A 23,818-nucleotide genomic window follows, 5' to 3' on the forward strand; every position below is an offset into this window, starting at 1 on the left:
CGTGATTTGCTGGTGAACTAGAGCTAATTTAGCCCTAAGTCACTGCATACTGATTTGAAATTGCAGGCGCCATTATAATGTATGCTTTTTACAGCCATATCAAACCACGATGATAGTAGACGCAGTCCATTGGTTATTGAGCATGCTGGCCCTGCCTGAAATTGGTCTCAGTTCAGTCTTTATCATCAGTTTTATCTCTGCCACCTTGTTGCCCATGGGGTCTGAACCGGCAGTTTTTGCTGTCATCAGGAGCAATCCCGCGCTTTTCTGGCAAGTCATCATCGTCGCCACCATAGGCAATACCCTGGGGGGCATGGTCGACTATGGCATGGGCTATGCCGCCAAGCAGGCTTTTGACCGTGAACGCGAGAGTTACTGGTATCGCTGGCTGCAGCATTTTGGCGCCAAGACCATGCTGCTGGCCTGGCTGCCCGGCATCGGTGACCCCATCTGCACTCTGGCGGGCTGGTTGCGCCTGCCATTCTGGCCCAGTGTGTTTTACATGGCAGTGGGCAAGTGCCTGCGTTACATCGTCATCACCTGGCTGTTATTGAAAGTACCAGAAGGAATCTGGACCAAAATCGCCAACTTCATATTTTGATCAGACATGGGCAGAGGTAAATACTATGGCTGGTGGCGGCGCGCGGGTGAGGGGCTGGAAGCCGCTTTTTATCAAGAAAACCGGGCCGCACGCATTGCCTATGCCCTGAAGCTGCAAGGCGGTTTGCGTATAGACAGACGCGATTTTTACCTGCCTCTGTCTGAAGGCTTTAACTGCAAGCTGGCATTCATTTCAGATTTGCATGCAGGCCCGCTGACTGATGTAAGGTTGCTGGAACAGGCATTTGCCGCTATTGCTGACTTTGCGCCGGATGTCATCTTGTTTGGTGGCGATTATGTCTCGCTGCATGCCCGGCATATGCAACATCTGCTCAAACCCTTAAGTTTGCTCAACCCAGCTACTCCCAAGTTCGCCGTCATGGGCAATCATGACTTGTGGCTGGATGATGGGCATATACTCAACTGCCTGCAGGATGCAGGTGTCCAGGTCCTGGTCAATCAAAACGCACGCTTGTCAGCGCCATTTGATGCCATTTCCATCTGCGGTATGGATGAGCCCGGTGTCGGTATGCCAGACGCAGACCAGACTTTTACTGGGGCAGGCGATGTGCGTTTGCTACTCATGCATTCACCATTGGGCCTCAAGCATGTTGCCGGACATGATTTTCAGATTGCCTTTTGCGGCCACACCCATGGCGGACAAATTGCCACGCCTGCTGGTAAGCCGCTGGTTTTGCCACCAGGTTCAGGTGAACGTCGTTATGCCCGGGGTTTGTTTGCCTTGCCAGGCGGGCGTTACTTGCTGACCAGCCAGGGCATAGGCATGAGCGACTTGCCAGTACGCTTGTTTGCGCCATCGGAAGTACATTTATGTCATTTATATTCTGCCCTGGACAGGCAAAGAAATGTCACGAATTAACCAGAAATTAATAAGGTATATACAAATCCGCCTAAATTTTCTGGTGGCGTGTCGAGATGTCACAATGTTTGACTATAATGCTTGCTGGAAAGCATGAGTACCTACGCATTAGTGTAAATTGAGCAAGACAGCTTTTTGACAAAATACCCGCCCTGGCATGCGGCAAAGCATGCGCAATACAAGGACAATACAAGGAAAGTAAGGAAATAAAATGCAAGATAATAAACTCACAAACAAACAGCCGCGCCGTGGATTTTTGCAGGGACTGGTTGCAACAGCAGCAGGCGCAACGCTGGCTGTGCCAGCCATGGCAAAACCGGCTGCAGCACCAGCGGTATTTCTGGATAGCGCCAAATGGTCGCCACGTAACCGTGACCTGGTTGCTGCCCTGATCGCCAAGCACGGCAATACCAGCAAGACTTATTCTGTCAAGCGTAAACCTTACGCTGTGTTCGACTGGGACAACACCAGCATCATGAATGACTGCGAAGAAGCGCTGCTGATGTACCAGATCAATCACCTGGCATTCAAGCTGACGCCACCAGAATTCTCTGCAGTCATCCGTCAAAATGTACCGGTTGGTAATTTTACTGCCGACTATAAAAATGCAGCTGGCAAGCAACTGGATCTGGAAAGCGTTTGTACCGATCTCGACAGTGACTACGCTTACCTGCATGCCAACTACAAAGGCATGGCCGGTAGCCGCAGCCTGGAAGAAATCGTCGAAACTGCGCAATTCCAGGACTTCCGCGCCAAGCTTTACTTCCTGTACGAAGCTGTCAATGATACGCATGGCGTGAACGTCGGTTATCCATGGGTCATCTACTTCTTCGCCAATATGACAGTCGGTGAAGTCAGTGCACTGGCAGAAGCATCCAACGATGCCAACCTGGGCATGGGCCTGAGCAAAGTCAAATACACCAGCCCGGCATCTCTGCCAGGTGTGGCCGGTGTCATCACGACGGCACACTTTCACGGTATACGCCTGTGCACGGAAGTGGCGACATTGATGAACACTTTCCGCCAAAACGGTATTGACGTCTATGTCAGCACCGCTTCACTGGAAGATGTCGTCGCCGTGTTTGCCACAAATCCAAAATATGGTTACCACGTACAACGTGAAAACGTCCTGGGCCTGCGCCTGGAACAAAACGGCGATGTCTACAAAAACGCTTACCGCAAAGACTGGCCTTTGAACTGGGGCCCAGGCAAGACTGTCGTCATCAAGCGTGAACTGGTTGCCAAAAAGGGCTACGGCCCTATATTCGTGGCCGGTGACAGCGATGGTGACTACGACATGCTGCGCGATTTCAAGGAAACAGAAATCGGCCTGGTCGTGAATCGCCTCAAAAAAGGCAAGATCGGTGAATTGTCCAAAGCTGCTGCTGACGCCGCCAAAGAAGCTAATCCACGCTTCCTGCTGCAAGGCCGCCAGGAATCCACAGGTAACTGGTTGCCAGTGGAAACTACCCTGAAACTGGGCAAGACTGCGCCTGCTTTGCTGGGTTAACTGTATTGAAACTGCGGAAGGTTTCGTACAGCCTTCCGCAGATATTCTTGATAACAAGCAGCTTTCCTAATTGCGGAAATCCAGAGTAATTTTAGTCAGCCTCTTATTTTCTTTCAGTCTGTTCTGATCAGCGTCTGGAAAATGCCATCTTGCCTGAAGACCGCACCGCTACATTGTCTCCAATAGCAATCATGTAGTTGACGTTGGCATGCGGTGCTGCGGTTTTGTCCCAATGCACACCATCGCAACTGTAGACGACAGCGTGGTCATCGGCTACAAAAACGCTTGCATAATCAACGGCCATGACTTGGCCGCCACCTGCGACCATCTGGTTGCCATGCACAGGAGTACTACCTCGGCCCCTGTATCCGATTTTCCAGCTAATGCTATCAGTGCTGTAAGCAATCACACCTTTGCTGTCTATCGCTACATACTTGCCGTTGACATATTGCATCCCGGTGATGATATCGGTAGGAAACCCTTCATCACTGGTGATTCCTTGTGTTTGCCAGGTATTGCCGTCGCTGCTGACACTGAGCTGATTTTTACTTCCAGTTCCGTAAGTAAAGAATTTGCCATTGGCAAAGGTGACCCATACTGATCCTATTACTTTGGTGTTAGCCAGACTGGTTGCTATATTCCAGTTCCTGCCATCTGCACTCCAGATGATATTGCCGTTTCCGCCAACTACAACGAACCTGCCATTACCGTAAGTAATATCTACAGGTGAAAAAACTGGTACGGCCTGTGCAGACTTGTTGTTGCCATCTGAGATTAATATGTCTTCCCATTTCACGCCATCGCTGGTGATGGAGGCCATCAAATTGGTGAAATTGAGTCCTGCATTGCCAACTTTGACAAACTTCCCACCACCATAGGCGATATTCGGACTGTTGGTGGAGGAATTGCTTACCTTGCTCCAATTTTCACCATCTGAGCTTGCCAGGGTTTCTCCGTAACCCATGCCTAAAAACAAACCATTGCCATACACGACAATACTGAAATAGGGTACGTTCTTTGCTGCATCAATTTCTGTCCAGGTTGTTCCAAACTTGTTTGTGCAGCCATAGGCCGTATTAGTACCCGTGTTAGTACCTGTATTATTTCCGGTACCAGTTCCAGTCCCATTGTTAACAACGGCGGTATTGTTTGCAGGACTATTACCACCACTTCCACCACCACAGGCAGATAAAATAAGAGCCAGGGAAAGGCTTGTTGCGTGTGTTATTTTCATATTATTCGTGATCAGTGATTTTTGGGCTTAAGAATATCGACGATTTATTATTTCAATCGCAAATAACGGCAGCATTGTAACAAAATATTTCATATGCAAAAATCTGGGATTTGTCTGTTACTCGGGAGTTTTCGCCAAGCTTGGCAAATTGCGCTGATGATTTGAATGATCGCAAAGGATTGGAAGTGCTGGCTTAAGTTTCATCTTCTCTATTTTGTGTCAAACGACCACTGCCTGCTCTTCAGTCAGGTGTAAAATCCGACAAACGATGTAAATCAAATTTGCCTGCCTGACTTTTGTGCAGCCGTAATTGTGATGAATTTGCAAAGTCAGCCACTTTCGCGTCATTTTTGGCGACTTTCGCCAAATTCCATTTGGAAAATTGCCACAATCACCATTCATTACCGTATAAACTTCAAGGCTGTTGGCGCGTGGTGCATCGCAATAAGTTAGAATGGACTTTTATATATCCGTCCAACCACGTCACTGATGAATGCTCCAGCCCAGATCCAGGCCTTGCTCGCAGATGCTCCCCAAGGCGCAACACCAACCCGCGTGCGGGAAATTCCCTATAACTATACTTCGTTTTCTGACCGCGAAATCGTCATCCGCCTGCTAGGTGAAGATGCATGGCAATTGCTTGATCAATTGCGTGGCAAACGCCAGACCGGACGATCTGCGCGCATGCTGTATGAAGTGCTGGGTGATATCTGGGTAGTGCAGCGTAATCCTTACCTGCAAGACGATATGCTGGACAACCCGCGCCGTCGTCAGGATCTGATCGATGCGCTGAACCACAGGCTGGCCGAGGTAGAAAAGCGCCGCCTGAGTACGGTCAACGATGATGCAGAACGCAGTAATAGCGTGGAAACACTGGTACAGGCCGCCCGCAAGGCGGTGGCAGCGTTTTCCAAGGATTTCCGCGACACTTATGATTTGCGCAAGAAGGCCAGCAAGTTGCTGGCGCGTTTTACTGCAAAAGACAATATCAAGTTCGATGGCCTGAGCCGCGTATCCCATGTTACTGATGCAACCGACTGGCGTGTTGAATACCCGTTTGTCGTGCTGACCCCAGACACTGAAGATGAAATGGCGGGCCTCGTCAAAAGCTGTATAGAGCTGGGTCTGACCATTATCCCGCGTGGCGGTGGCACTGGTTATACTGGCGGTGCGATACCGCTGACGCCTTTGTCAGCTGTCATCAATACTGAAAAGCTGGAACAACTGGGTGCTGTCGAAATGACGCGCCTGCCCGGCGTTGACCGTGATTATGCCGTCATTTATTCCGGTGCTGGTGTGGTCACCAAGCGCGTCTCTGATGCCGCTGAAAAAGCGGGTTTTGTATTTGCCGTTGACCCGACATCTGCCGAAGCCTCATGCATAGGCGGCAACGTCGCCATGAATGCAGGCGGCAAGAAGGCGGTATTGTGGGGCACGGCGCTGGATAATCTGGCGTCGTGGCGCATGGTTGATCCTAACGGTGACTGGCTGGAAGTAACCAGGCTTGAACATAATCTTGGCAAAATCCACGACGTGGAAGTGGCCAAGTTCAAGCTCGAATGGACACACCCTGGCGAGAAACAAGCATTCAAGACCGAGCAGCTTGATATCAAGGGCCGCGTCTTCCGCAAAGAAGGCCTGGGCAAAGACGTGACTGACAAGTTCCTCGCAGGTTTGCCGGGTGTGCAAAAAGAGGGGTGCGACGGTCTGATCACCTCGGCACGCTGGATCTTGCACAAGATGCCGAAGTTTGCCCGCACCGTTTGCCTGGAATTTTTTGGCCAGGCGCGTGATGCCATCCCTAGCATCGTCGAAATCAAGGATTACCTCGATAACGAAACCCGCAAGGGCGGCGCGATATTGGCAGGTCTGGAACATCTGGATGAGCGCTATCTGCGTGCTGTTGGTTATACGACCAAATCCAAGCGCGGCGTCTTGCCCAAGATGGCGCTTTTCGGTGACATCGTTGGCGATGATGAAAACGCCGTGGCTCAGGCCGCGTCTGAGGTGATACGCATTGCCAATACCCGCGTCGGTGAAGGCTTTGTGGCCGTCAGCCCTGAGGCCCGCAAAAAATTCTGGCTGGACCGCGCCAAGACAGCGGCGATTTCCAAACACACCAATGCCTTCAAGATCAATGAAGACGTGGTAATCCCGCTCAACCGCATGGGTGAATACACCGATGGTATAGAGCGCATCAACATAGAATTATCAATACAAAACAAGCTGGCCTTGCTCGATGGATTGAAAGGCTTTTTCGCCAAACGTAATCTGCCACTAGGCAAGAGTGAAGATGCTGCTGGTGATGATATCCCCGCATCTGAATTGCTGGAAGACCGCGTCAATGAAGCCAATGCACTCTTGCAGGCAGCAGAAGCACGCTGGACTTATCTGCTGAATAATCTCGACAAACCACTGAGTGCAGCCAAGGCAGAATTACTGGAACTGGGCCTGGACAAGCTGGAATTTGTCTTCGATGAAAGATTAAAAATACAGCCTGATGTGACGGTGTTTTCCATCGTCCAGGACAGGACAGTACGGGTATCGTGGAAGACAGAAATCCGTGCGCAACTGCGCCAGATTTTCAGCGGCTCGGCCTTCAAGCTGATACTTGATGAATGTGTGGCCGTGCACAAGAAAGTCTTGCGCAGCCGCGTCTTCGTCGCCCTGCACATGCATGCAGGTGACGGCAATGTGCATACCAACTTGCCAGTCAATTCTGATGATTATGAAATGCTGCAAGTGGCGCATCATGCCGTTGCCCGCATCATGGTACTGGCGCGCTCATTGAATGGCGTTATCTCTGGCGAGCATGGCATAGGTATCACCAAGCTGGAATTTTTGACTGAAGATGAGATCAAGGATTTCCGCTCGTATAAATTACGCATCGATCCAGAAGGCCGCTTCAACAAGGGCAAGCTGCTGAACCTGCCAGACTTTGCTGCCGACTTGCGCAATGCCTACACGCCTTCATTTGGCCTGATGGGGCATGAGTCGCTGATCATGCAGCAAAGCGATATCGGTGCGATCGCCAATAGCGTCAAGGATTGCCTGCGTTGCGGCAAGTGCAAACCTGTTTGCGCAACTCATGTGCCACGTGCGAATTTGCTGTATTCGCCACGTAACAAGATCCTGGCAACCTCGCTGCTGGTCGAAGCCTTCTTGTATGAAGAGCAGACGCGCCGCGGTATCTCGATCAAACACTGGGAAGAATTTGAAGACGTGGCTGACCATTGTACGGTCTGCCATAAGTGTGTGACGCCCTGTCCGGTCGATATCGACTTTGGTGATGTGTCGATGAATATGCGCAATCTCTTGCGCAAGATGGACAAGAAGTCCTTCAACCCAGGTACAGCATCAGCCATGTTCTTCTTGAACGCCAAAGACCCGGCCACCATCAAGGCGGCGCGTCAGGTGATTTTTGGCTGGGGTGTGGCGGCACAGCGCCTCGGTAATACGGTATTGAAAAAACTCGCCAAGAAGCAGACCAAGGCACCGCCGGCTAGTCTGGGCAAGCCTGTAATACGCGAGCAGGTGATTCACTTCATCAACAAGAAAATGCCGGGCAATCTGCCCAAGAAAACCGCGCGTGCCTTGCTGGATATTGAAGATGACAAGATGGTCCCCATCATCCGCAATCCACAAACCACGACAGCAGATACTGAAGCCGTGTTTTACTTCCCCGGCTGTGGCTCGGAAAGGCTGTTCTCGCAAGTCGGCCTGGCAACCCAGGCGATGTTGTGGAATGTCGGCGTCCAAACCGTGCTGCCACCGGGTTACCTGTGTTGCGGTTACCCGCAACGCAGTGCCGGCCAGTTCGACAAGGCCGAGAAGATGATTACCGATAACCGTGTGCTGTTCCATCGCATGGCCAACACGCTTAACTATCTGGATATCAAGACCGTGGTCGTCTCTTGTGGCACCTGTTATGACCAGATACAGGGCTATGAATTCGACAAGATATTCCCTGGCTGCCGCATCATCGACATCCATGAATTTCTACTGGAAAAAGATGTCAAGCTGGCCGCAGTGAATGGCACGCGTTATATGTATCACGACCCCTGCCATACACCGATGAAATTGCAAGACCCCTTGAAAACGGTAAATGCACTGATCACTACAGTCGATGACGTCAAGATAGAAAAGAATGATCGCTGCTGTGGTGAAGCAGGGACGCTGGCAGTATCGCGGCCTGATATCTCCACGCAAATACGCTTCCGCAAGGAAGAAGAAATGAACAAGGGCGCAGATAAACTGCGTGCTGATGGCTTTACCGGTGACGTCAAAATTCTGACATCCTGCCCAGCCTGTTTGCAAGGCTTGACGCGCTATGATGAAGATTCTGGCACGACAGCAGACTACATCGTCGTCGAGATGGCCAAGCACATTCTGGGGCCAAACTGGATGCCGGAGTATGTCGCCAAAGCCAATAACGGCGGTATAGAAAGGGTGCTGGTGTAATGTCAGTTACTTGTGAATTATGTGATGCCAGTGCTGGTGATGTCATTGTCAGCACCGGTCAGTTACGCGTCATCCTCGTCGAGGATGCAAATTACCCCGGCTTTTGCCGCGTCATCTGGAATGCGCATGTGAAGGAAATGACTGATCTGTCGGAGACTGACAGGAATACTTTCATGCAGGCAGTCTGGAAGGTGGAAGCAGCCATACGTGTAGTCATGCAACCGCACAAGATGAACGTCGCCAGCCTTGGCAATATGGTGCCGCATCTGCACTGGCATCTGATACCGAGGTATACCGATGATGCGCATTTTCCCAATCCCATCTGGGCGGTTGCGCGTAGCGATGCGGCTGACCAGTCTGCTTTGGATGCGCGCCGCAACTTGTTGCCGCAATTAAGGCAAACCATTATTTCGAAATTCGCATCATGAGCATAGGTAACCCACAACCAACTTCCCTGAACGCCCGCACACAATCGCGGGTGCTTGAAGTCGCCTTTGATGATGGCAAGGAATTTTCTTTGCCGTTTGAATTACTGCGCGTGTCGTCACCTTCTGCCGAAGTGCGTGGTCATGGGCCGGGGCAGGAGACGCTGCAAACCGGCAAACGCGATGTTGGTATTGTTGGCATAGAACCAGTCGGTAATTATGCAATCAAGCCTATTTTTTCTGACCAACATAGCTCGGGGATTTTTACCTGGGATTATTTGTATTGGCTGGGTGAAAACCAGGTTCAGGTTTGGCAGGAGTATCTGGAGAAATTGCAGGCGGCGGGGTTTGCTGGGGAGACTGGGCGGGATGCGCCTATGGCGGTGAAGGGTGGGGGGAGTTGTGGGACTAAGCATTGAGTGCACGTCGATCTCAGGTCTCAGATATCATGTTTCAGATTGGACCAGCACTCCCACTTTTTGATAAATCATCCTCATATTGACGTCATTCCTGCGTAGGCAGGAATCCAGCGGCGTTCGTAGTCTACCGTGCAGTTTATTAATATCAGAATCGTGTGATTTTGTGATGATTGCATTCGTTAATATACGGTTGCAGGCCGGGAGAGTGTAGGTTGGGCTACGCTTCACCAGCCCAACACTCGGCCTACGATTAACGTATTCCAAAAAAACGAAGCCATATTTTCGAGTTCAGTTTTTAATTGACCACACACGTTATTTAAGATTGCAGGCCGGTGGTAGACCGGCGGCTACATACCTTTTTGCTTCGCCAAAAAGGTATGCCAAAAGGGCGACCCAGGCGTCGTCGCCCCCTAAAGGGGGGTCCCGTTTGTGCTGTACAAAAAATGGGAAGGCCCGAAACTCGCCTGCGGCTCAAACAGCGGTCCTTCTTAATCCATTTTCTGTACAGCACAAACGGCGCCGACACATGGGAACTGCAAAAATCAAAAGCAACCCCAAGGTCAAACCCAACAGCAACAGCGACGTAAATACCTTCATTAGCAGACTGTGCACATTCAGCTTGGTTTGATTACTCCAAATCCGCCCGATCAAGATAAATCGTCCCCTTCACACCAGTCCGTTTATTCACCTTACCCTGCAATACCTGCAAAAACTCTGCATCACTCACAGCTTGCAATCCCGTTTTCTTCACCACCACATCAGCCATCGCCGCAGTCGCAGGTACACTGATCGCCAGCACATGATCAAAGTCGGGCCTGCTATCAATTTCCTTCAACAGAAAGCGTTGCGTGCCACTGCCTATCTGATGATAAACAGCCTGATTGTTGTTACGCATTTGTGGTGATAGCTGGCGGAAAATCAGGGTCTTTTCCACGACGACAGCCACGTCCTTGTATTCGACCTTGCCACCCTGTTCAAAATGACCAAGCACGATATTGGCCTTGAACTGTTTCAGCGGTGTCTTGCTGTCTGTGGCCAGTCTGGCGATTTCGAATTGTTCTGGTTCCATGGTCCACAAGACGAGTTTTTGTTCCAGCCTGGCTTTGATGGAGGCATCCAGCTTTTGATCGAGGCAGCGTATTTGCAGGACGACCTGGTAATCATGCGGTGCATGAAACATGGGCAGGTGTGAGACATACATGCCTTCGCTGTTGCCGAACAGGAGCATGCCGTGTACGCCCCAGGTGGGGCCTTGTTTTTTTTCGGCGTGGACGCTGAAGATGAAGCAAAAGCTGAGCAGGAATAAGGATAAGAAGCGTTTCATGTGCTTACACCTTCACCAGCAATTTGCCGCGATGTTCGCCTGTGAATAAAGAATTCAGTGCGCTTGGCAATTGTTCGAAGCCATCAATGATGGTTTCTTCAAACACCAGCTCACCTGCCTTGACCCAAGGTGAGACGATGGCCAGCATTTCGTCCATGCGGTGCAGGTAATCGCGGGCCAGTATGCCTTGTATGGTGGCGCGCTGGTAGAGCATGTGTTGCAGCAGGCGTGGGCCCATTTCCGGGACGTCGAGGCCGCCGTTGTACTGGCTGATCTGGCCGCAGATAATGATGCGGGCGCGGCGTTTGATGATGGGGATGATGGCATCGGTGACCATGCCGCCTACATTGTCGAAATACACATCGACTCCGCCTGTGAGTTTGAATATCTCCTGGCTCAATGTCTCGTCATTGTTAAACGCTTTGTAATCAATTGCCCAGTCTGCACCAAGCTTGTCTGTCAGCCAGACACATTTTTCTGCGCCACCAGCGATGCCCAGGACTTTGGCACCATGGCGCTTGGCAAATTGCACGACCAGTGAACCAACTGCGCCTGCTGCACCAGATACCACGACCACTTCACCGGCATGCGGCTTACCTGCCTCGGTCAGGCCAAACCAGGCGGTGCGGCCCGGCATGCCGAGTACGCCCAGTGCTGTACTGACGGGGGCGATAGTCGGATCGATCTTGGTCAGGGCGCTGACGTGTATGCGCGCATGGCTTTGCCAGCCTGTCATGCCAAATACCCAGTCACCTTGCCTGAGGCTGGCGGCATTCGAGGCCAGCACCTGGCCGACTACCCCGGCGGCCTGCACGGTATTGAGTGGATGTGGTTCCGGGTTATACGTGGGTTTGGACGACTGGTTAATGCGCATGTAGGGGTCTACGCTGATATAACGGGCAGCAATCAATACCTCGTCGCGGTCCAGGGCAGTATCCAGAGGCTGGCTGCGCAGTTCATAGTGTTCATCGCTGACTATGCCTGTGGGATGGCGGCTGTATATCCATTGCTGGTGAATTACATTTTCAGTATTGGTCATGGTCAGATTTGATCAGGGAGGGAGATGCTTGCATATTAGTTCTGATAAAATGTCTCGTAAAGCAATATAAATTCACTTTTTATGTCCAAATTGGAAATTTAGGAAAAAAATTAAACAAGATGAACCTGATAGACCTGAAAATCTTTGCCTGTGTAGCCAGACAACCATCGTTGGGGGCAGCGGCGCAGGAATTGCACTTGACACCATCGGCGGTGTCGAAAGCCTTGCGCAGGCTCGAAGGCGATCTGGATACGGTCTTGTTTGATCGTTCTGCCAAGCAACTGAGCCTGAATGCCAGTGGCCAGCGCATGCTGGAATTTGCCCGGAATATGCTGGCAATGGCAGATCAGGCCAAAGCAGATGTCAGTGGTGAGCAAGCCAGTGTCAGTTGCCGTGTTGCCGGGCCAGCCATCTTGCTGTGGCGCCATGCAGAACAGTTCAGGCAAGCCATGGCTGCTTACCCCGAGGCAGAAATACACCTGACCAGCATGTATGAAGACGATGCCCTGGCTGCCCTGGAGCGTGGCGAGGTCAACAATGCACTGGTGACCAACGAGGTCTTGCATGGGCGTGGTGGACATTGGTCGGCAGACTGGGTCAGCACCCCCTTGGGGGCCTTGCATCTACAATTACTGGCTGGCTTGCAACATCCATTGGTGGCCCAGGGACTGTCTTGTGTGGATACTCTGGGTAATAATGCCAGCTTGCAGATAAGTAGCCAGCAAGCACTGCAATATGATTTTGTCAGCCCTTCGCGCTCATTATTTTGCGGCAAGTCACGTGGCAATTTGTCAGATGGCTGGCGCGATGACCAGTTACCACGCAAAATACGTTACTGGATAGATGATTTGCAATTATTGCTGTCCATGGTCAAATCGGGGCAGGCACTGGCTTATCTGCCGGATTTTGCCTTGGCAGATACAGAATTGCGCAGGCTGGAGGTCAGTGACTGCGGTTTTCAATGCAGTGAAGAAGTTCATCTTGTCTGGAACGCAAGAAATGCAGCACGATGGCAAACGGAACTAGCCAGTGCGCTGACCAAGCATGCAGAAGTCATTTGATTTTGTCAGAGACGCACAGGATGAAGCAAAGAATTAGGCAGGGATTGTAGCCGCGAATAGGCTACAATCCGTTACATAGCAAATTTGGCAGGGGCGGGGCAAGATTCCCGTGCAGTGAGGGTAAATTGACGAACCTGCCCTTTTGGTAAAGATAAGGCTAAGAAAATGAGTAATACCACCCATTTTGGTTATACCACCGTAGAAGAAGATCAAAAAGTCCATAAGGTTGCCGAAGTATTTCATTCTGTCGCCGCCAAATATGATGTCATGAATGACATGATGTCGGCTGGTTTGCACAGGGTCTGGAAGATTTTCACGGTCGCTCAGGCCGGTGTGCGCCCCGGCTTCAAGGTGCTCGATATTGCTGGTGGTACGGGTGATCTGACCAAGGAATTTGTACGTCAGGCGGGCAAGACGGGTGAGGTATGGCATACCGATATTAACGAGTCCATGCTCAGGGTAGGGCGAGACCGCCTCTTGAATAAGGGTCTGATCACCCCCACCTTGTTATGCGACGCAGAAAAATTACCCTTCCAGGATAATTACTTTGACAGAGTGACCGTGGCGTTTGGTTTGCGCAACATGACACACAAGGATCAGGCACTGGCAGAAATGCAGCGTGTACTGAAGCCAGGTGGCAAATTGCTGGTGCTGGAATTTTCCAAAGTACCGGAAATCCTGCAAAAACCTTATGACCTGTATTCTTTCAAGGTCTTGCCCTGGATGGGGCAAAAGATAGCTGGCGATGCTGACAGCTATAAGTATCTGGCTGAATCCATACGCATGCATCCCGATCAGGAAACCCTGAAAACGATGATGGAAACGGCAGGGCTGGAAAGTGTGCAATATTTTAATTTGACGGCAGGTGTGGCCGCTTTGCACACTGGCATTAAGTTGTGAAGCAATAAGTACAGTAAGAAGTCTGAAGTAATAAAACCTTGAAACAAACAGGAGTCGAATGATGAAAAAATTTCTGATCGCCATGCTGGTCGTAGCAAGTACGATGGCAATGACTGTTTCTGACGCAGAAGCCAAGCGTCTTGGCGGCGGCGGCTCTATAGGTCGTCAGTCCAATAATGTGTCGCGCCAGGCTACGCCGCCGTCACCAGCTAATGCTGCCAAACCAGCTGCGGCACCTGCTGCCGGTGCACCTGCAGTGGCACCGCCTAAACCAGGTATCCCATGGAAGGGTATTGCCGGTGGTTTGATCGGTGGCGCCTTGCTGGGTGCAGCCTTGTCCCATCTGGGACTGGGTGGTGCAGCTGCCAGCATGTTGGGTAGTTTGCTGACTTTTGCCCTGATCGGCTTCGCAATTTTCTTTGTGATCCGCCTGTTCCGTCGCAAAAATGGGCAGGAAGGTGGCATGGCTCCCGGCTTTAATCAGCCAGCCTTTGCTGGCGTACCACCAGTGACACCGCAACCTATGGCTTTCCAGAACAATGCGCCGGTTTCTACAGGCAACAATGCTGACACCACTGCCAACTGGACTATTCCGGCTGACTTTGATGTGCCAGGTTTCCTGCGCAATGCAAAAAGTTATTTCATCCGCTTGCAAGCAGCATGGGACAAAGCCGACGTCAATGATTTGCGCGAATTCACTTCAGCAGAAATGTATGCTGAACTGAAATTGCAAATTCAGGAACGTGGCGCAACTTCCAATGTCACTGATGTTGTGACCCTGAATGCAGATTTGCTGGGTGTGGAAACCGTAGGCGCTGATTATCTGGCCAGCATCAAGTTTACTGGCATGATCAAGGAAGCAGCAAATGCGCCAGCAGAAGCTTTCAACGAAGTCTGGAATTTGTCCAAACCGGTCAATGGTCAGGGTGGTTGGGTACTGGCAGGTATTCAACAAATGTAATTAAAAGGACTCACGCAAAACCGCTCCAGCGGCGTTGCAGCGCCTAGCCGTACTAATGTACTGTCGTCGTCGCTGCGCCTTGCTGGAACAATTTTGCTAGTGGATTGTAATAGTGAAAGCGGAAGTGAAGGACATGCGCCCGGCGAACCAGGGCAAGGCGCAAAACACATCGATAGCGGGGCTATCGCGAGTATTTGCAACGCAGCCATGGTCGGCGCGTGCATGGCAGGCACTTCGCTTTTCACTATTACAGTTCACTAAAGTCCTTAAAGTTTGATACGTCGCAGGTATGTCTATTGCGATAAGCTGTTAAACTGGAAGCCGCCCCGCAAAATGCTGGGCGGTTTTTTTATTTGCACGATTTTTGCACGATATATCTGGTTGCCATTTCTGAGTTGACCAGATGGTTTGCAATTGCCCTGATTTGAACATGATTCCCATCGTACCCTTCGTAACTTTTATCAATCATCTGCTGGCACAAGAGAGCTGGGCTAAAAACAAGCTCTTGTCACATGCTGGCAAAATTGCCTGCATAGATTTGCAAACCATGCAGTTGCGCCTCAAAGTTGCGCCAGATGGCTTGCTGGAAGGCGCAACGGCCGACGAACTGGCGCAAGTCACGATCTACGTCAAACTCAGTGATTTGCCATTGATAGCGCAAAACCGTGAGCGCGCTTTTTCTTATGTGAAGATAGAAGGGGATGCAGATTTCGCTAATACCATTTCCAATCTCAGCCAGAATCTGCGCTGGGAAGCTGAAGAGGACTTGAGCAAGCTGTTTGGTGACGTGGCTGCAGTGCGCATGGTTGGCTTTGCAAAAGCTCTGCACCAGACAGTGCTGGAAACCCATCAAAAAATCCAGGAAAATCTGGCAGAATATTTTTTAGAAGAAAATCCCATGCTGGTCAGACCCCAGGCCGTGCAGGGCTTTAGTACCGAAGTCAACAAGACGCGGGATGATGTCGAGCGTCTTATCAAGCGCATCGAAAAACTGGAAAGGATGCGCGGATGATATTGAAGTTTCTCAGACTGGCGAAAATCATGCGTATCGCCATCAAGTATGGCATCGATGAAATCGCAATTTCAGGTCTGTCCGTGCCACGCACTGCGCGCCTGATTGATACTGTCATATTCTGGCGTGATATCTCTGCTCCACGTGGTGAGCGCCTGCGCAAGGCGCTGGAAGAACTGGGGCCCATCTTCGTCAAGTTTGGCCAGGTATTATCAACCCGGCGCGACCTCATGCCGCCAGACATTGCCGATGAACTGGCACACCTGCAAGACCGCGTCCCCTCATTCGACCCTGATCTGGCGATAGCCCAAATCAAAAAGTCCCTGGGCTCGCATCCTGACCAGTTGTTTGCCAGTTTTGAGCGTGTGCCCGTCGCTTCTGCTTCTATTGCCCAGGTGCATTTCGCTACATTGAAAGATGGCCGCGAAGTCGCCGTCAAGGTGCTGCGTCCTGGCATGAAAGAAGCTATTGATGATGACGTGGCCCTCATGCAAATTGCCGCAGGCTGGCTGGAAGCCTTGTGGGCAGACGGCAAACGCCTCAAAGCCAAAGAAGTCGTGGCCGAGTTTGACAAGTATCTGCATGATGAACTTGACCTCATGCGCGAAGCTGCCAATGGCAGCCAGTTGCGCCGCAATTTTGCAGATTCGGATTTGCTGCTGGTGCCAGAGATGTATTGGGATTATTGCTCGTCCTCGGTCATCGTCATGGAACGCATGCAGGGCATACCGATTTCGCAATTGGATAAATTGCGCGAAGCCGGAGTTGATTTGCAAAAGCTGTCACGCGATGGCGTGACCATCTTTTTTACCCAGGTGTTTCGCGATGGCTTTTTCCATGCTGATATGCACCCCGGTAATATCCTGGTATCAACCGCGCCAGCGACGCTAGGCCGTTATATTGCCCTGGATTTTGGTATCGTCGGTACCCTGAACGACTTCGACAAGGATTATCTGTCGCAAAACTTTCTGGCTTTCTTCCAGCGCGACTACAAGCGCGTGGCTGAGGCGCATATAGAATCGGGCTGGGCACCTAAAGAGACGCGCGTCGATGAACTTGAGGCGGCAGTGCGCGCCTGTTGTGAACCCATCTTTGACCGCCCTTTGAAAGACATTTCTTTTGGCCAGGTCTTGCTGCGCCTGTTCCAGACTTCTCGCCGCTTTAATGTGGAGGTGCAGCCACAACTGGTGCTGCTGCAAAAAACCTTGTTGAATATCGAAGGCCTGGGCCGTCAGCTAGACCCAGATCTGGATTTGTGGAAAACCGCCAAACCTTATCTGGAACGCTGGATGAGCGAACAGGTAGGCTGGCGCGGTCTGCTGGACAAACTCAAGGACGAAGCACCACGCTACAGTCATATCTTCCCACAATTGCCACGCCTTGCGCACCAGGCTTTGACGCGAGCAGCCGAGCCCAGACAAAGCGATGACATGCTGATGGCGCTGTTGTCAGAGCAAAGACGCACCAACCGCTTGTTGCGCACTATCGTGTATTTTGGTGCAGGCTTGTTCTCTGGTGTCGTGGTGGCGCAATTGCTGCTGCATTTTTATTTTAAAGTCTGACGCATATAATTTGAAACACTGGCATGGCTGACTTCCTGAACCGTGATCCACGCAATCCGCAATTCTGGGACGAGCGTTTTGAGAGAAACTTCACACCTTGGGATAAGGGTAATGTCCCGACGGAATTGCAAGCCTTTATGCACGCAATGTCGCAGGCTGCGCCGCAAGCATTGAATACGCTCATCCCCGGTTGCGGCAATGGCTATGAAGCCGCTTTTATGGCACAGGCAGGCTGGCCAGTTGTGGCTATCGATTTTTCGCCTGCTGCCGTGCGCAGCGCGCAGGCTGCGATAGGTGAATGGGGCAAGCATGTCATTGAGGCAGATTTTTTTGCCTACACACCAGAACAGCCGCTGGACCTGATTTATGAGCGTGCCTTCTTTTGCGCACTGCCTCCTGCGATGCGGGCAGATATCGTCAAACGCTGGGCGGCATTGTTGCCAGCAAGTGCTTTGCTGGCCGGGTATTTTTTCTTTGATGACGCGCCAGATGCATCGCTCAAAGGGCCGCCGTTTACCATACACAGCGCCGCATTTCGTGAATTGATGTTGCCGTATTTTGTCTTGCTCGAAGAGCGCGCTGTCAGTGACTCCATCCCCGTGTTTGCGGGTAAGGAGCGGTGGCAGGTTTGGCGGCGGTTGTAGGCTTGTAGGTTGGGCTACGGTTTACCAGCCCAACACTGTGCCTCTGCAAACGTATATCTTATTTAAACGCCGAGTGTTGGTTGGTGAATGACCTTAAAAAAACGTCTATGTTATTTACTCGCCCAGTGTTGGGCTGGTGAAACGTAGCCCAACCTACGACGTTAATTAGGCCTGGCCCAACAGCGATCTCTCACAGGCACACCCCTTGCTTGCTACTCCTTCACACTGACCACGTCATAAGCCGGTCACCTCCGTGCTTCACTCTCCCTCATGGCCTACGCCTCTTGAAAGGGAACAGAATGAACAAAACAGTCACACTGGCATTGCAAGGCGGTGGTTCGCATGGCGCACTGACTTGGGGCGTACTGGATCGCCTGCTCGAAGATGGTCGTGTCAGCATAGAGGCAATCAGCGGTTCCAGTGCGGGTGCCATGAACGCGGTGGCATTGGCACACGGCTGCCTTGAGGGTGGGGCAGATGGTGCCCGGCAGGCGCTGAAAAATTTCTGGAATAGCGTCGCCAGCAATTCTCCCTTCAGCCAGCCTGTTGATGAGCATGCGTTGACGGCTGATATCGCTGCGCAATCAGAATTACCTGCAGCAATGAAGCATTTGTTTTCCTGGACACGTTTCTTTTCACCGAGCCAGCTCAATCCTTTTGACATCAATCCCTTGCGCGATATCCTGACGGCGCAGATAGATTTCCAACGATTACGTGAGCAACCGGGAATAGAACTTTTTGTTGCTACTACGCAAGTCAGTACCGGTACATTGAAGCTGTTCCGCAACCGCCAGATGAGCCTGGATGTCTTGTTGGCTTCTGCCTGCTTGCCTATGATACACAGGGCTGTCGAGATCGATGGTGAGGCATACTGGGATGGCGGTTTGACCGCGAATCCTCCTTTATTCCCGCTGGTGCATAAATGTGCTGCCCGCGACATTATCGCCATCTTGCTGCATGCCTTGCCCAGGACGCAAGTGCCTGCTTCAGCCAATGAAATCTGGCACCGTCTGACCGAGATGGGTTTCAGTTCCACCTTTCATACTGAATTGCAGGGCCTGTTGCTGGCCAAGCGCGAAGCTGACCGTGGCTGGCTGACCTGGGGAAGGCTGGAACGTCGCTTGCGCAAGTTGAATCTGCATGTCATTGCCGCACCTGAACTGATGAGTCAGTTAAGTAGCCACAGCAAGATGAATGCGCAGGCCACTTTTTTGCAGAGCCTGCATGCAGAGGGGCGTGCCCGTGCGCAAGTCTGGCTGGATCAGCATTTTGAGCAAGTGGGTCACGCATCCAGCTTCAGGATGGCACATCTATTTCGCTAGCGATGTTTTTGACACTAGTGTTACCATCATCAGGTTTTCACTGGCATCCTTAGACATTTATAGACAGACATGCGCCTCTTCAAGTCCGCTTCCGACCTTACGCATTTAAACGGCATTCCGCTACAGGCAGATGCCGTCCAGACGCTGCTTAGCGCAGCAGACTACCGCACGACCTTGCTGGCAAAAATTGCAGCTGCCAGGCACAGGATTTATTTGTGCAGCCTGTATCTGCAAAATGATGAAGCTGGCGCAGAAGTCCTGCAGGCCTTATATGACGCCAAAGCCGCCCGCCCCGAACTCGATATTGCCGTCATGGTGGACTGGCACCGGGCACAAAGAGGTTTGATTGGTGCGGCAAAAAGCGGTGGCAATGCAGCCTGGTATCAAGAGATCAGCAAGGCCAATGCCTATACCGTGCCCCTGTATGGCATACCAGTACAGACGCGTGAATTGTTTGGCGTGCTGCATTTGAAAGGCTTTGTCATTGATGATGAAGTCATCTACAGCGGTGCCAGTCTGAACAATGTCTACCTGCATAAGCAAGACAAATACCGCCATGACCGCTACCTGTTGATACACAATAAAGTGCTGGCCAACAGCATGGTGCAATTCATCCGCGAGCACTTGCTGTCAGCCGCTGCCGTGCACAGGCTGGACATGCCGCAGATACCCGCAACCCGCAGCATACGGCGTGAAATCAAGCAATTCAGAAGCCGGTTGAAAAGTGCCCGCTATGACTGCAATGTGACCGAGCAAGAGCATGACAGGCATGGCCTGAGCGTGACGCCGCTGGTGGGCGTGGGTAAAAACAATCCTTTGAATAAAGTCATCTGCCAGCTGCTGGCCGCCGGCAAGACACAGATCACCATCTGCACGCCTTATTTTAATTTTCCGCTGGCTGTCACGCGTGAAATCAACCGCGCCCTGAAGCGTGGCGTGCGTATCTGCATCATCGTTGGCGACAAGACTGCCAATGATTTCTTTATCTCACCAGCAGAACCTTTCAAGGTTATTGCGGCCTTGCCCTATCTGTATGAAGTCAATCTGCGCCGCTTTGCCAAATCCCATCAGGCAGAAATCAGCAGCCAGCAATTGCAATTGCGCCTGTGGAAGGATGATGACAATACCTATCACCTTAAAGGCATGTGGATAGACCAGGATTATGCGCTCATGACAGGCAATAACCTGAACCCGCGTGCCTTTCGCCTTGATCTGGAAAACGCCTTGCTGATCCATGATCCGCAACATCAATTGCAACAGCAAAGACAGGTTGAGTTGAGCAGCATCATGGAGAAAACGACTGTCATTTCACATTACCGTGAGCTGGAAAAGAATACGGATTATCCTGATCCTGTGCGCAAGTTGTTGGGGCGGCTTAGTGGTACGCGGCTGGACAGGTTGGCTTACAGGGTTTTGTAGAAAAAATTATTTCAAGGTTTGCGCCGGGCTATATTGTTCTCGTCTGTGACATCTCAGTGTCTCTGTGTTGAGAGGTCTTAGCGGTTTTTACCAGGAGCATATGTTCGGCCAGGCACTATAGAAAAAACAAAACAGGAGACCGCATGAACCTGGCATTACTACTGCCACTGATAGGCATACCCCTGGTCGTTATCGGCTTTGCCCTGCGCTTTAACCCCTTGCTGGTCGTCACCATCGCGGGACTCGGCACAGGCTTCGCCGTCGGCATGGATTTCATGAGTCTGCTGGAAACCTTTGGTGAAAAATTCCTCAATAGCAGGCAACTCACGAGTTCATTATTGATCTTGCCCATCATAGGCTTGCTTGAACACTATGGCTTGCGTGAACGTGCCCAGCAATGGGTAGCGAGCATACGTAGTGCAACTACTGGCCGTATCCTGATGCTGTATTTCGTCGTACGTGAAGCCAGTGCCGCCATGGGTTTGCTGAGCCTGGGCGGGCAGGCGCAAACTGTGCGGCCTTTGCTGTCACCGATGGCAGAAGGTGCCGCCAACAATTTGCATGGTGACCTGCCACCTGCGATACGCGACCGTATTGCTGCCCATGCCGCAGCCTGCGACAATGTCGCCCTGTTCTTTGGGGAAGATATCTTCATCGCCTTTGGTGCTGTGCTGTTGATGACTGCCTTTCTCAAGGAAAACGGCATCGCTGGTGTGGAGCCGCTGGCGATAGGTATCTGGGGCATACCAACGGCGCTGTGTGCCTTGCTGATACACCTGTTCCGCCTGTCGCGACTGGATGCAAGTATTGCCAAAGACATTGCGGCCTGGCAGAAGAGTAATCAAGCCAGTCAGACAGAGCAGACAAATGCGGTGGTGAACGCATGAACAGCCTGGTCAGTATCAATCTGGTGCTTTACCTCATTGGCATCATCGTCATGCTGGTGGCTTTCATGACGTTGCGTGATGCCAGTAACCCGCGCCGTATCACCACGGCCTTGTTCTGGTTCTTGTTCGGCTTCAGCTTTTTGTTTGGTGACCTCATGCTGGCAACATTGGGCAAGCCGTTGACTTACCGTATTGTTGGCATCACAGTCTTGTTGATGGCTGCGCTGGCAGGAGCGAATTTGCTGGGAATGGGCAAGCACATGGATCATGACAGGCCAGCGCGCTTGCGCATTGCCAGCAAGCTCGGCAACCGTATCTTCATCCCGGCGCTGACCATCCCCATCGTTACCGTCATATTGACCGTCGTGGTCAAAGACTTTCAATTTGGTGGCTGGTTTTTGCTGGACCAAAAGAACCTGACTCTGACTGCACTATGCATAGCATGTATCTGCGCGCTGGGTCTGGCTTGTCTGTACACCCGTGGCACGCCTATGCAAGCCGTACGTGAGTCGCGACGCCTGGTGGACGCGATAGGCTGGGCGCTGATCTTGCCACAAATGCTGGCCATGCTGGGTGGTGTGTTTGTCGCGGCAAAGACCGGGCAATCAATACAGGACATCGTCAAACTCTTCATCAACCCTGACAACCGCATGACCCTCATTATCATGTACTGCACTGGCATGGCCTTGTTCACAATGATAATGGGCAATGCTTTTGCGGCTTTCCCTGTCATGACTGCCGGTATCGCCCTGCCATTCCTGATCAACCAGCACCATGCCAACCCCGCCGCACTGGTGGCGATAGGCATGTTCTCTGGTTATTGCGGCACCCTGATGACACCGATGGCGGCCAACTTCAATATCGTGCCCGCCGCCTTATTAGAGTTGCAAGATAAGTATCAAGTGATTAAAGTGCAGGTACCGACAGCGTTGCTGGTGCTGACCTGCAATATTCTGTTGATACATTTCTTTGTCTTTCCCTGAGCGGGCCTGGAGGCTGGCATGAAACGCATTTTACTGACGGGATTTGATCCCTTTGGCGGCGAGCAAAGCAATCCCTCCTGGGAAGTGGTGCGCAGGCTGGATGGCTTGCTCATTGGGGACAATCACCAGATCGTCAGCACCCGACTGCCCTGCGAATTTACAAATTCATTGCATATGCTGGAAGAAGTACTCAGACAACATAAGCCCGCCATCGTGATTTGCTTGGGCCAGGCAGGTGGCCGCGCCGACATCAGCCTCGAACGCATCGCCATTAATGTCGATGATGCCCGCATACCCGACAATGTCGGCGTGCAACCTGTGGACGTGCCCGTCATAGACGGCGGCCCTGCTGCCTATTTCACCAGCCTGCCGATCAAGGCAATAGCGCAGGAATTGCACCTGAGCGGTATACCCGCATCGATATCACAGACTGCCGGTACCTTTGTCTGCAACCATGTGTTTTACGGCCTCATGCATATGGCATCCAGGATGGATAGCATACAAAGAGCAGGCTTCATTCACATTCCCTATTTGCCGGAACAGGCAGTCGCCCATGCAGGTGCTGCCAGCATGCCGCTGGACATGCTGAAAACAGCGATTTTGAAAGTGCTGGAAAGTGTATTGAAAACGGACAAGGATTTGCGTATCGCTGGTGGGGCGACACATTAGGCAAATTAGGCAGGAGTGCTTACGCGAAGCTCCAACTGCGTTGCAGCGTCGCGTTTTTTAGCATGGTGCTGAATGAAGATCATGATGCCGGAGTTGATGCTAACGGCGATACCTTAGCGCAGTTTCGGCATGTCAGACTGTTTGCCCGGCAAACCTTCGGCTTCCAGATGCTTGTCGGCTTCACTGTCAACGCACAATTGCGTGTCATTGACAGCCTTGTTTTTGGACTTGGCCGTAGCGTCAGTCTTGTCTGTGGGTAAGTTTTTTTCCATTTTTTTGACCAGTACTTCAGCCGCAGGTGCGTAGGGGCGGAAGTAGGATATCAATTGGGCATCCAGATTGGATACTGCCAAAGGTGCGGCACTGGCGACCAGCATGGTACCCAGCGCGCAGCTGACAAGTCCCAGTTTGACCAGCAAGTTCAGTCTCGTTTTCATTTTTTTATTCCTTTTTACGACAACGCAGCTGTTACAGAACGACAGTCTGGCAATGCTAATTGCAAAGAA

Annotated in this window: 21 protein-coding genes; 17 read left to right on the forward strand and 4 right to left on the reverse strand. The window is 51.6% G+C overall.

Features of this window, described 5'->3' with window-relative positions:
• Positions 1 to 109 precede the first annotated feature (109 nt).
• The 3 genes from AC07OI_RS13500 to AC07OI_RS13510 all read left to right on the forward strand — a co-directional run bounded on the left by AC07OI_RS13500 (position 110) and on the right by AC07OI_RS13510 (position 2,990).
• Complete coding sequence (locus AC07OI_RS13500; protein ID WP_495257602.1) at positions 110 to 601, forward strand: YqaA family protein; 492 nt, start codon at positions 110 to 112, stop codon at positions 599 to 601.
• 6 nt (positions 602 to 607) lie between these two features.
• Entirely contained in the window at positions 608 to 1,480 is an 873-nt protein-coding gene (locus AC07OI_RS13505) for a metallophosphoesterase (protein ID WP_495257603.1), read from the forward strand.
• 211 nt (positions 1,481 to 1,691) lie between these two features.
• The gene (locus AC07OI_RS13510) at positions 1,692 to 2,990 is read left to right on the forward strand and encodes an HAD family hydrolase (protein WP_492703180.1); all 1,299 of its coding nucleotides are present in this window, start codon (positions 1,692 to 1,694) and stop codon (positions 2,988 to 2,990) included.
• A gap of 127 nt (positions 2,991 to 3,117) precedes the next feature.
• Here the strand turns inward: AC07OI_RS13510 and AC07OI_RS13515 are convergent, their stop codons facing one another.
• Positions 3,118 to 4,224 (reverse strand): beta propeller repeat protein, encoded by a 1,107-nt coding sequence (locus AC07OI_RS13515; protein ID WP_495257604.1) that lies wholly within the window; start codon positions 4,222 to 4,224, stop codon positions 3,118 to 3,120.
• A 489-nt stretch (positions 4,225 to 4,713) separates the two neighbouring features.
• Between AC07OI_RS13515 and AC07OI_RS13520 the strand changes: the two genes are divergently transcribed.
• The 3 genes from AC07OI_RS13520 to AC07OI_RS13530 are packed head-to-tail and all read left to right on the forward strand — an operon-like array spanning position 4,714 to position 9,529.
• Positions 4,714 to 8,685, forward strand: coding sequence for a DUF3683 domain-containing protein (locus tag AC07OI_RS13520; protein ID WP_495257605.1), 3,972 nt, complete (start codon positions 4,714 to 4,716; stop codon positions 8,683 to 8,685).
• Positions 8,685 to 9,113, forward strand: a complete 429-nt coding sequence (locus AC07OI_RS13525; RefSeq protein WP_495257606.1) for an HIT family protein — start codon at positions 8,685 to 8,687, stop codon at positions 9,111 to 9,113. The genes AC07OI_RS13520 and AC07OI_RS13525 overlap by 1 nt, the downstream gene beginning before the upstream one ends.
• Positions 9,110 to 9,529, forward strand: a complete 420-nt coding sequence (locus tag AC07OI_RS13530) for a gamma-butyrobetaine hydroxylase family protein (RefSeq protein WP_495257607.1) — start codon at positions 9,110 to 9,112, stop codon at positions 9,527 to 9,529. Before AC07OI_RS13525 ends, AC07OI_RS13530 begins: the two co-directional genes overlap by 4 nt.
• Before the next feature lie 628 nt (positions 9,530 to 10,157).
• Here AC07OI_RS13530 and AC07OI_RS13535 read toward each other — a convergent pair.
• A complete protein-coding gene (locus tag AC07OI_RS13535) occupies positions 10,158 to 10,853 on the reverse strand; it encodes a hypothetical protein (protein ID WP_495257608.1) in 696 nt (231 codons plus the stop codon).
• 4 nt (positions 10,854 to 10,857) lie between these two features.
• On the reverse strand, positions 10,858 to 11,892 hold the full coding sequence (locus AC07OI_RS13540) for an NADP-dependent oxidoreductase (protein ID WP_495257609.1): 1,035 nt from the start codon (positions 11,890 to 11,892) through the stop codon (positions 10,858 to 10,860).
• A gap of 119 nt (positions 11,893 to 12,011) precedes the next feature.
• Here AC07OI_RS13540 and AC07OI_RS13545 point away from each other — a divergent pair, with 119 nt between their 5' ends.
• From AC07OI_RS13545 to pcp, 11 genes are all read left to right on the forward strand, one after another.
• The gene (locus AC07OI_RS13545) at positions 12,012 to 12,953 is read left to right on the forward strand and encodes a LysR family transcriptional regulator (RefSeq protein WP_495257610.1); all 942 of its coding nucleotides are present in this window, start codon (positions 12,012 to 12,014) and stop codon (positions 12,951 to 12,953) included.
• Positions 12,954 to 13,118: 165 nt separating this feature from the next.
• Positions 13,119 to 13,853 carry a bifunctional demethylmenaquinone methyltransferase/2-methoxy-6-polyprenyl-1,4-benzoquinol methylase UbiE gene (gene ubiE / locus AC07OI_RS13550; RefSeq protein ID WP_492703192.1) on the forward strand — a complete coding sequence of 245 codons (735 nt, stop codon included), beginning with the start codon at positions 13,119 to 13,121 and terminating at the stop codon, positions 13,851 to 13,853.
• Positions 13,854 to 13,911: 58 nt separating this feature from the next.
• Positions 13,912 to 14,814 carry a Tim44 domain-containing protein gene (locus AC07OI_RS13555; RefSeq protein ID WP_492703194.1) on the forward strand — a complete coding sequence of 301 codons (903 nt, stop codon included), beginning with the start codon at positions 13,912 to 13,914 and terminating at the stop codon, positions 14,812 to 14,814.
• 430 nt (positions 14,815 to 15,244) lie between these two features.
• The gene (locus tag AC07OI_RS13560) at positions 15,245 to 15,826 is read left to right on the forward strand and encodes a ubiquinone biosynthesis accessory factor UbiJ (RefSeq protein WP_495257611.1); all 582 of its coding nucleotides are present in this window, start codon (positions 15,245 to 15,247) and stop codon (positions 15,824 to 15,826) included.
• The gene (ubiB, locus tag AC07OI_RS13565; RefSeq protein WP_492703196.1) at positions 15,823 to 17,388 is read left to right on the forward strand and encodes a ubiquinone biosynthesis regulatory protein kinase UbiB; all 1,566 of its coding nucleotides are present in this window, start codon (positions 15,823 to 15,825) and stop codon (positions 17,386 to 17,388) included. Before AC07OI_RS13560 ends, ubiB begins: the two co-directional genes overlap by 4 nt.
• A 23-nt stretch (positions 17,389 to 17,411) precedes the next feature.
• Positions 17,412 to 18,032, forward strand: coding sequence for a methyltransferase domain-containing protein (locus AC07OI_RS13570; protein WP_495257612.1), 621 nt, complete (start codon positions 17,412 to 17,414; stop codon positions 18,030 to 18,032).
• 299 nt (positions 18,033 to 18,331) lie between these two features.
• Entirely contained in the window at positions 18,332 to 19,354 is a 1,023-nt protein-coding gene (locus AC07OI_RS13575; RefSeq protein WP_495257613.1) for a patatin-like phospholipase family protein, read from the forward strand.
• 69 nt (positions 19,355 to 19,423) lie between these two features.
• Positions 19,424 to 20,773, forward strand: coding sequence for a CDP-diacylglycerol--serine O-phosphatidyltransferase (gene pssA, locus AC07OI_RS13580; protein ID WP_492703201.1), 1,350 nt, complete (start codon positions 19,424 to 19,426; stop codon positions 20,771 to 20,773).
• 143 nt (positions 20,774 to 20,916) lie between these two features.
• Entirely contained in the window at positions 20,917 to 21,660 is a 744-nt protein-coding gene (locus AC07OI_RS13585; protein ID WP_495257614.1) for a DUF969 domain-containing protein, read from the forward strand.
• Complete coding sequence (locus tag AC07OI_RS13590; RefSeq protein ID WP_495257615.1) at positions 21,657 to 22,643, forward strand: DUF979 domain-containing protein; 987 nt, start codon at positions 21,657 to 21,659, stop codon at positions 22,641 to 22,643. Before AC07OI_RS13585 ends, AC07OI_RS13590 begins: the two co-directional genes overlap by 4 nt.
• 18 nt (positions 22,644 to 22,661) lie before the next feature.
• Entirely contained in the window at positions 22,662 to 23,312 is a 651-nt protein-coding gene (pcp, locus tag AC07OI_RS13595; RefSeq protein WP_492703204.1) for a pyroglutamyl-peptidase I, read from the forward strand.
• 113 nt (positions 23,313 to 23,425) lie between these two features.
• On the opposite strand, the gene AC07OI_RS13600 is transcribed toward pcp, so the two are convergent.
• Positions 23,426 to 23,749 carry a hypothetical protein gene (locus tag AC07OI_RS13600; protein WP_495257616.1) on the reverse strand — a complete coding sequence of 108 codons (324 nt, stop codon included), beginning with the start codon at positions 23,747 to 23,749 and terminating at the stop codon, positions 23,426 to 23,428.
• Between the last annotated feature and the right edge of the window lie 69 nt (positions 23,750 to 23,818).

The sequence above is a fragment of the Undibacterium sp. GW821-FHT07F11 genome (assembly GCF_059418665.1).

Excerpts from the sequence above, each read along its gene's own strand:
- AC07OI_RS13545 (WP_495257610.1), top strand. The coding sequence starts at position 12,012 with ATGAACCTGATAGACCTGAAAATCTTTGCCTGTGTAGCCAGACAACCA.
- pcp (WP_492703204.1), top strand. The coding sequence starts at position 22,662 with ATGAAACGCATTTTACTGACGGGATTTGATCCCTTTGGCGGCGAGCAA.
- AC07OI_RS13560 (WP_495257611.1), top strand. The coding sequence starts at position 15,245 with ATGATTCCCATCGTACCCTTCGTAACTTTTATCAATCATCTGCTGGCA.
- AC07OI_RS13510 (WP_492703180.1), top strand. The coding sequence starts at position 1,692 with ATGCAAGATAATAAACTCACAAACAAACAGCCGCGCCGTGGATTTTTG.
- pssA (WP_492703201.1), top strand. The coding sequence starts at position 19,424 with ATGCGCCTCTTCAAGTCCGCTTCCGACCTTACGCATTTAAACGGCATT.
- AC07OI_RS13585 (WP_495257614.1), top strand. The coding sequence starts at position 20,917 with ATGAACCTGGCATTACTACTGCCACTGATAGGCATACCCCTGGTCGTT.
- AC07OI_RS13540 (WP_495257609.1), bottom strand. The coding sequence starts at position 11,892 with ATGACCAATACTGAAAATGTAATTCACCAGCAATGGATATACAGCCGC.
- AC07OI_RS13535 (WP_495257608.1), bottom strand. The coding sequence starts at position 10,853 with ATGAAACGCTTCTTATCCTTATTCCTGCTCAGCTTTTGCTTCATCTTC.
- AC07OI_RS13525 (WP_495257606.1), top strand. The coding sequence starts at position 8,685 with ATGTCAGTTACTTGTGAATTATGTGATGCCAGTGCTGGTGATGTCATT.
- AC07OI_RS13570 (WP_495257612.1), top strand. The coding sequence starts at position 17,412 with ATGGCTGACTTCCTGAACCGTGATCCACGCAATCCGCAATTCTGGGAC.
- ubiE (WP_492703192.1), top strand. The coding sequence starts at position 13,119 with ATGAGTAATACCACCCATTTTGGTTATACCACCGTAGAAGAAGATCAA.
- AC07OI_RS13555 (WP_492703194.1), top strand. The coding sequence starts at position 13,912 with ATGATGAAAAAATTTCTGATCGCCATGCTGGTCGTAGCAAGTACGATG.
- AC07OI_RS13500 (WP_495257602.1), top strand. The coding sequence starts at position 110 with ATGATAGTAGACGCAGTCCATTGGTTATTGAGCATGCTGGCCCTGCCT.
- AC07OI_RS13515 (WP_495257604.1), bottom strand. The coding sequence starts at position 4,224 with ATGAAAATAACACACGCAACAAGCCTTTCCCTGGCTCTTATTTTATCT.
- ubiB (WP_492703196.1), top strand. The coding sequence starts at position 15,823 with ATGATATTGAAGTTTCTCAGACTGGCGAAAATCATGCGTATCGCCATC.
- AC07OI_RS13520 (WP_495257605.1), top strand. The coding sequence starts at position 4,714 with ATGAATGCTCCAGCCCAGATCCAGGCCTTGCTCGCAGATGCTCCCCAA.
- AC07OI_RS13530 (WP_495257607.1), top strand. The coding sequence starts at position 9,110 with ATGAGCATAGGTAACCCACAACCAACTTCCCTGAACGCCCGCACACAA.
- AC07OI_RS13590 (WP_495257615.1), top strand. The coding sequence starts at position 21,657 with ATGAACAGCCTGGTCAGTATCAATCTGGTGCTTTACCTCATTGGCATC.
- AC07OI_RS13505 (WP_495257603.1), top strand. The coding sequence starts at position 608 with ATGGGCAGAGGTAAATACTATGGCTGGTGGCGGCGCGCGGGTGAGGGG.
- AC07OI_RS13600 (WP_495257616.1), bottom strand. The coding sequence starts at position 23,749 with ATGAAAACGAGACTGAACTTGCTGGTCAAACTGGGACTTGTCAGCTGC.
- AC07OI_RS13575 (WP_495257613.1), top strand. The coding sequence starts at position 18,332 with ATGAACAAAACAGTCACACTGGCATTGCAAGGCGGTGGTTCGCATGGC.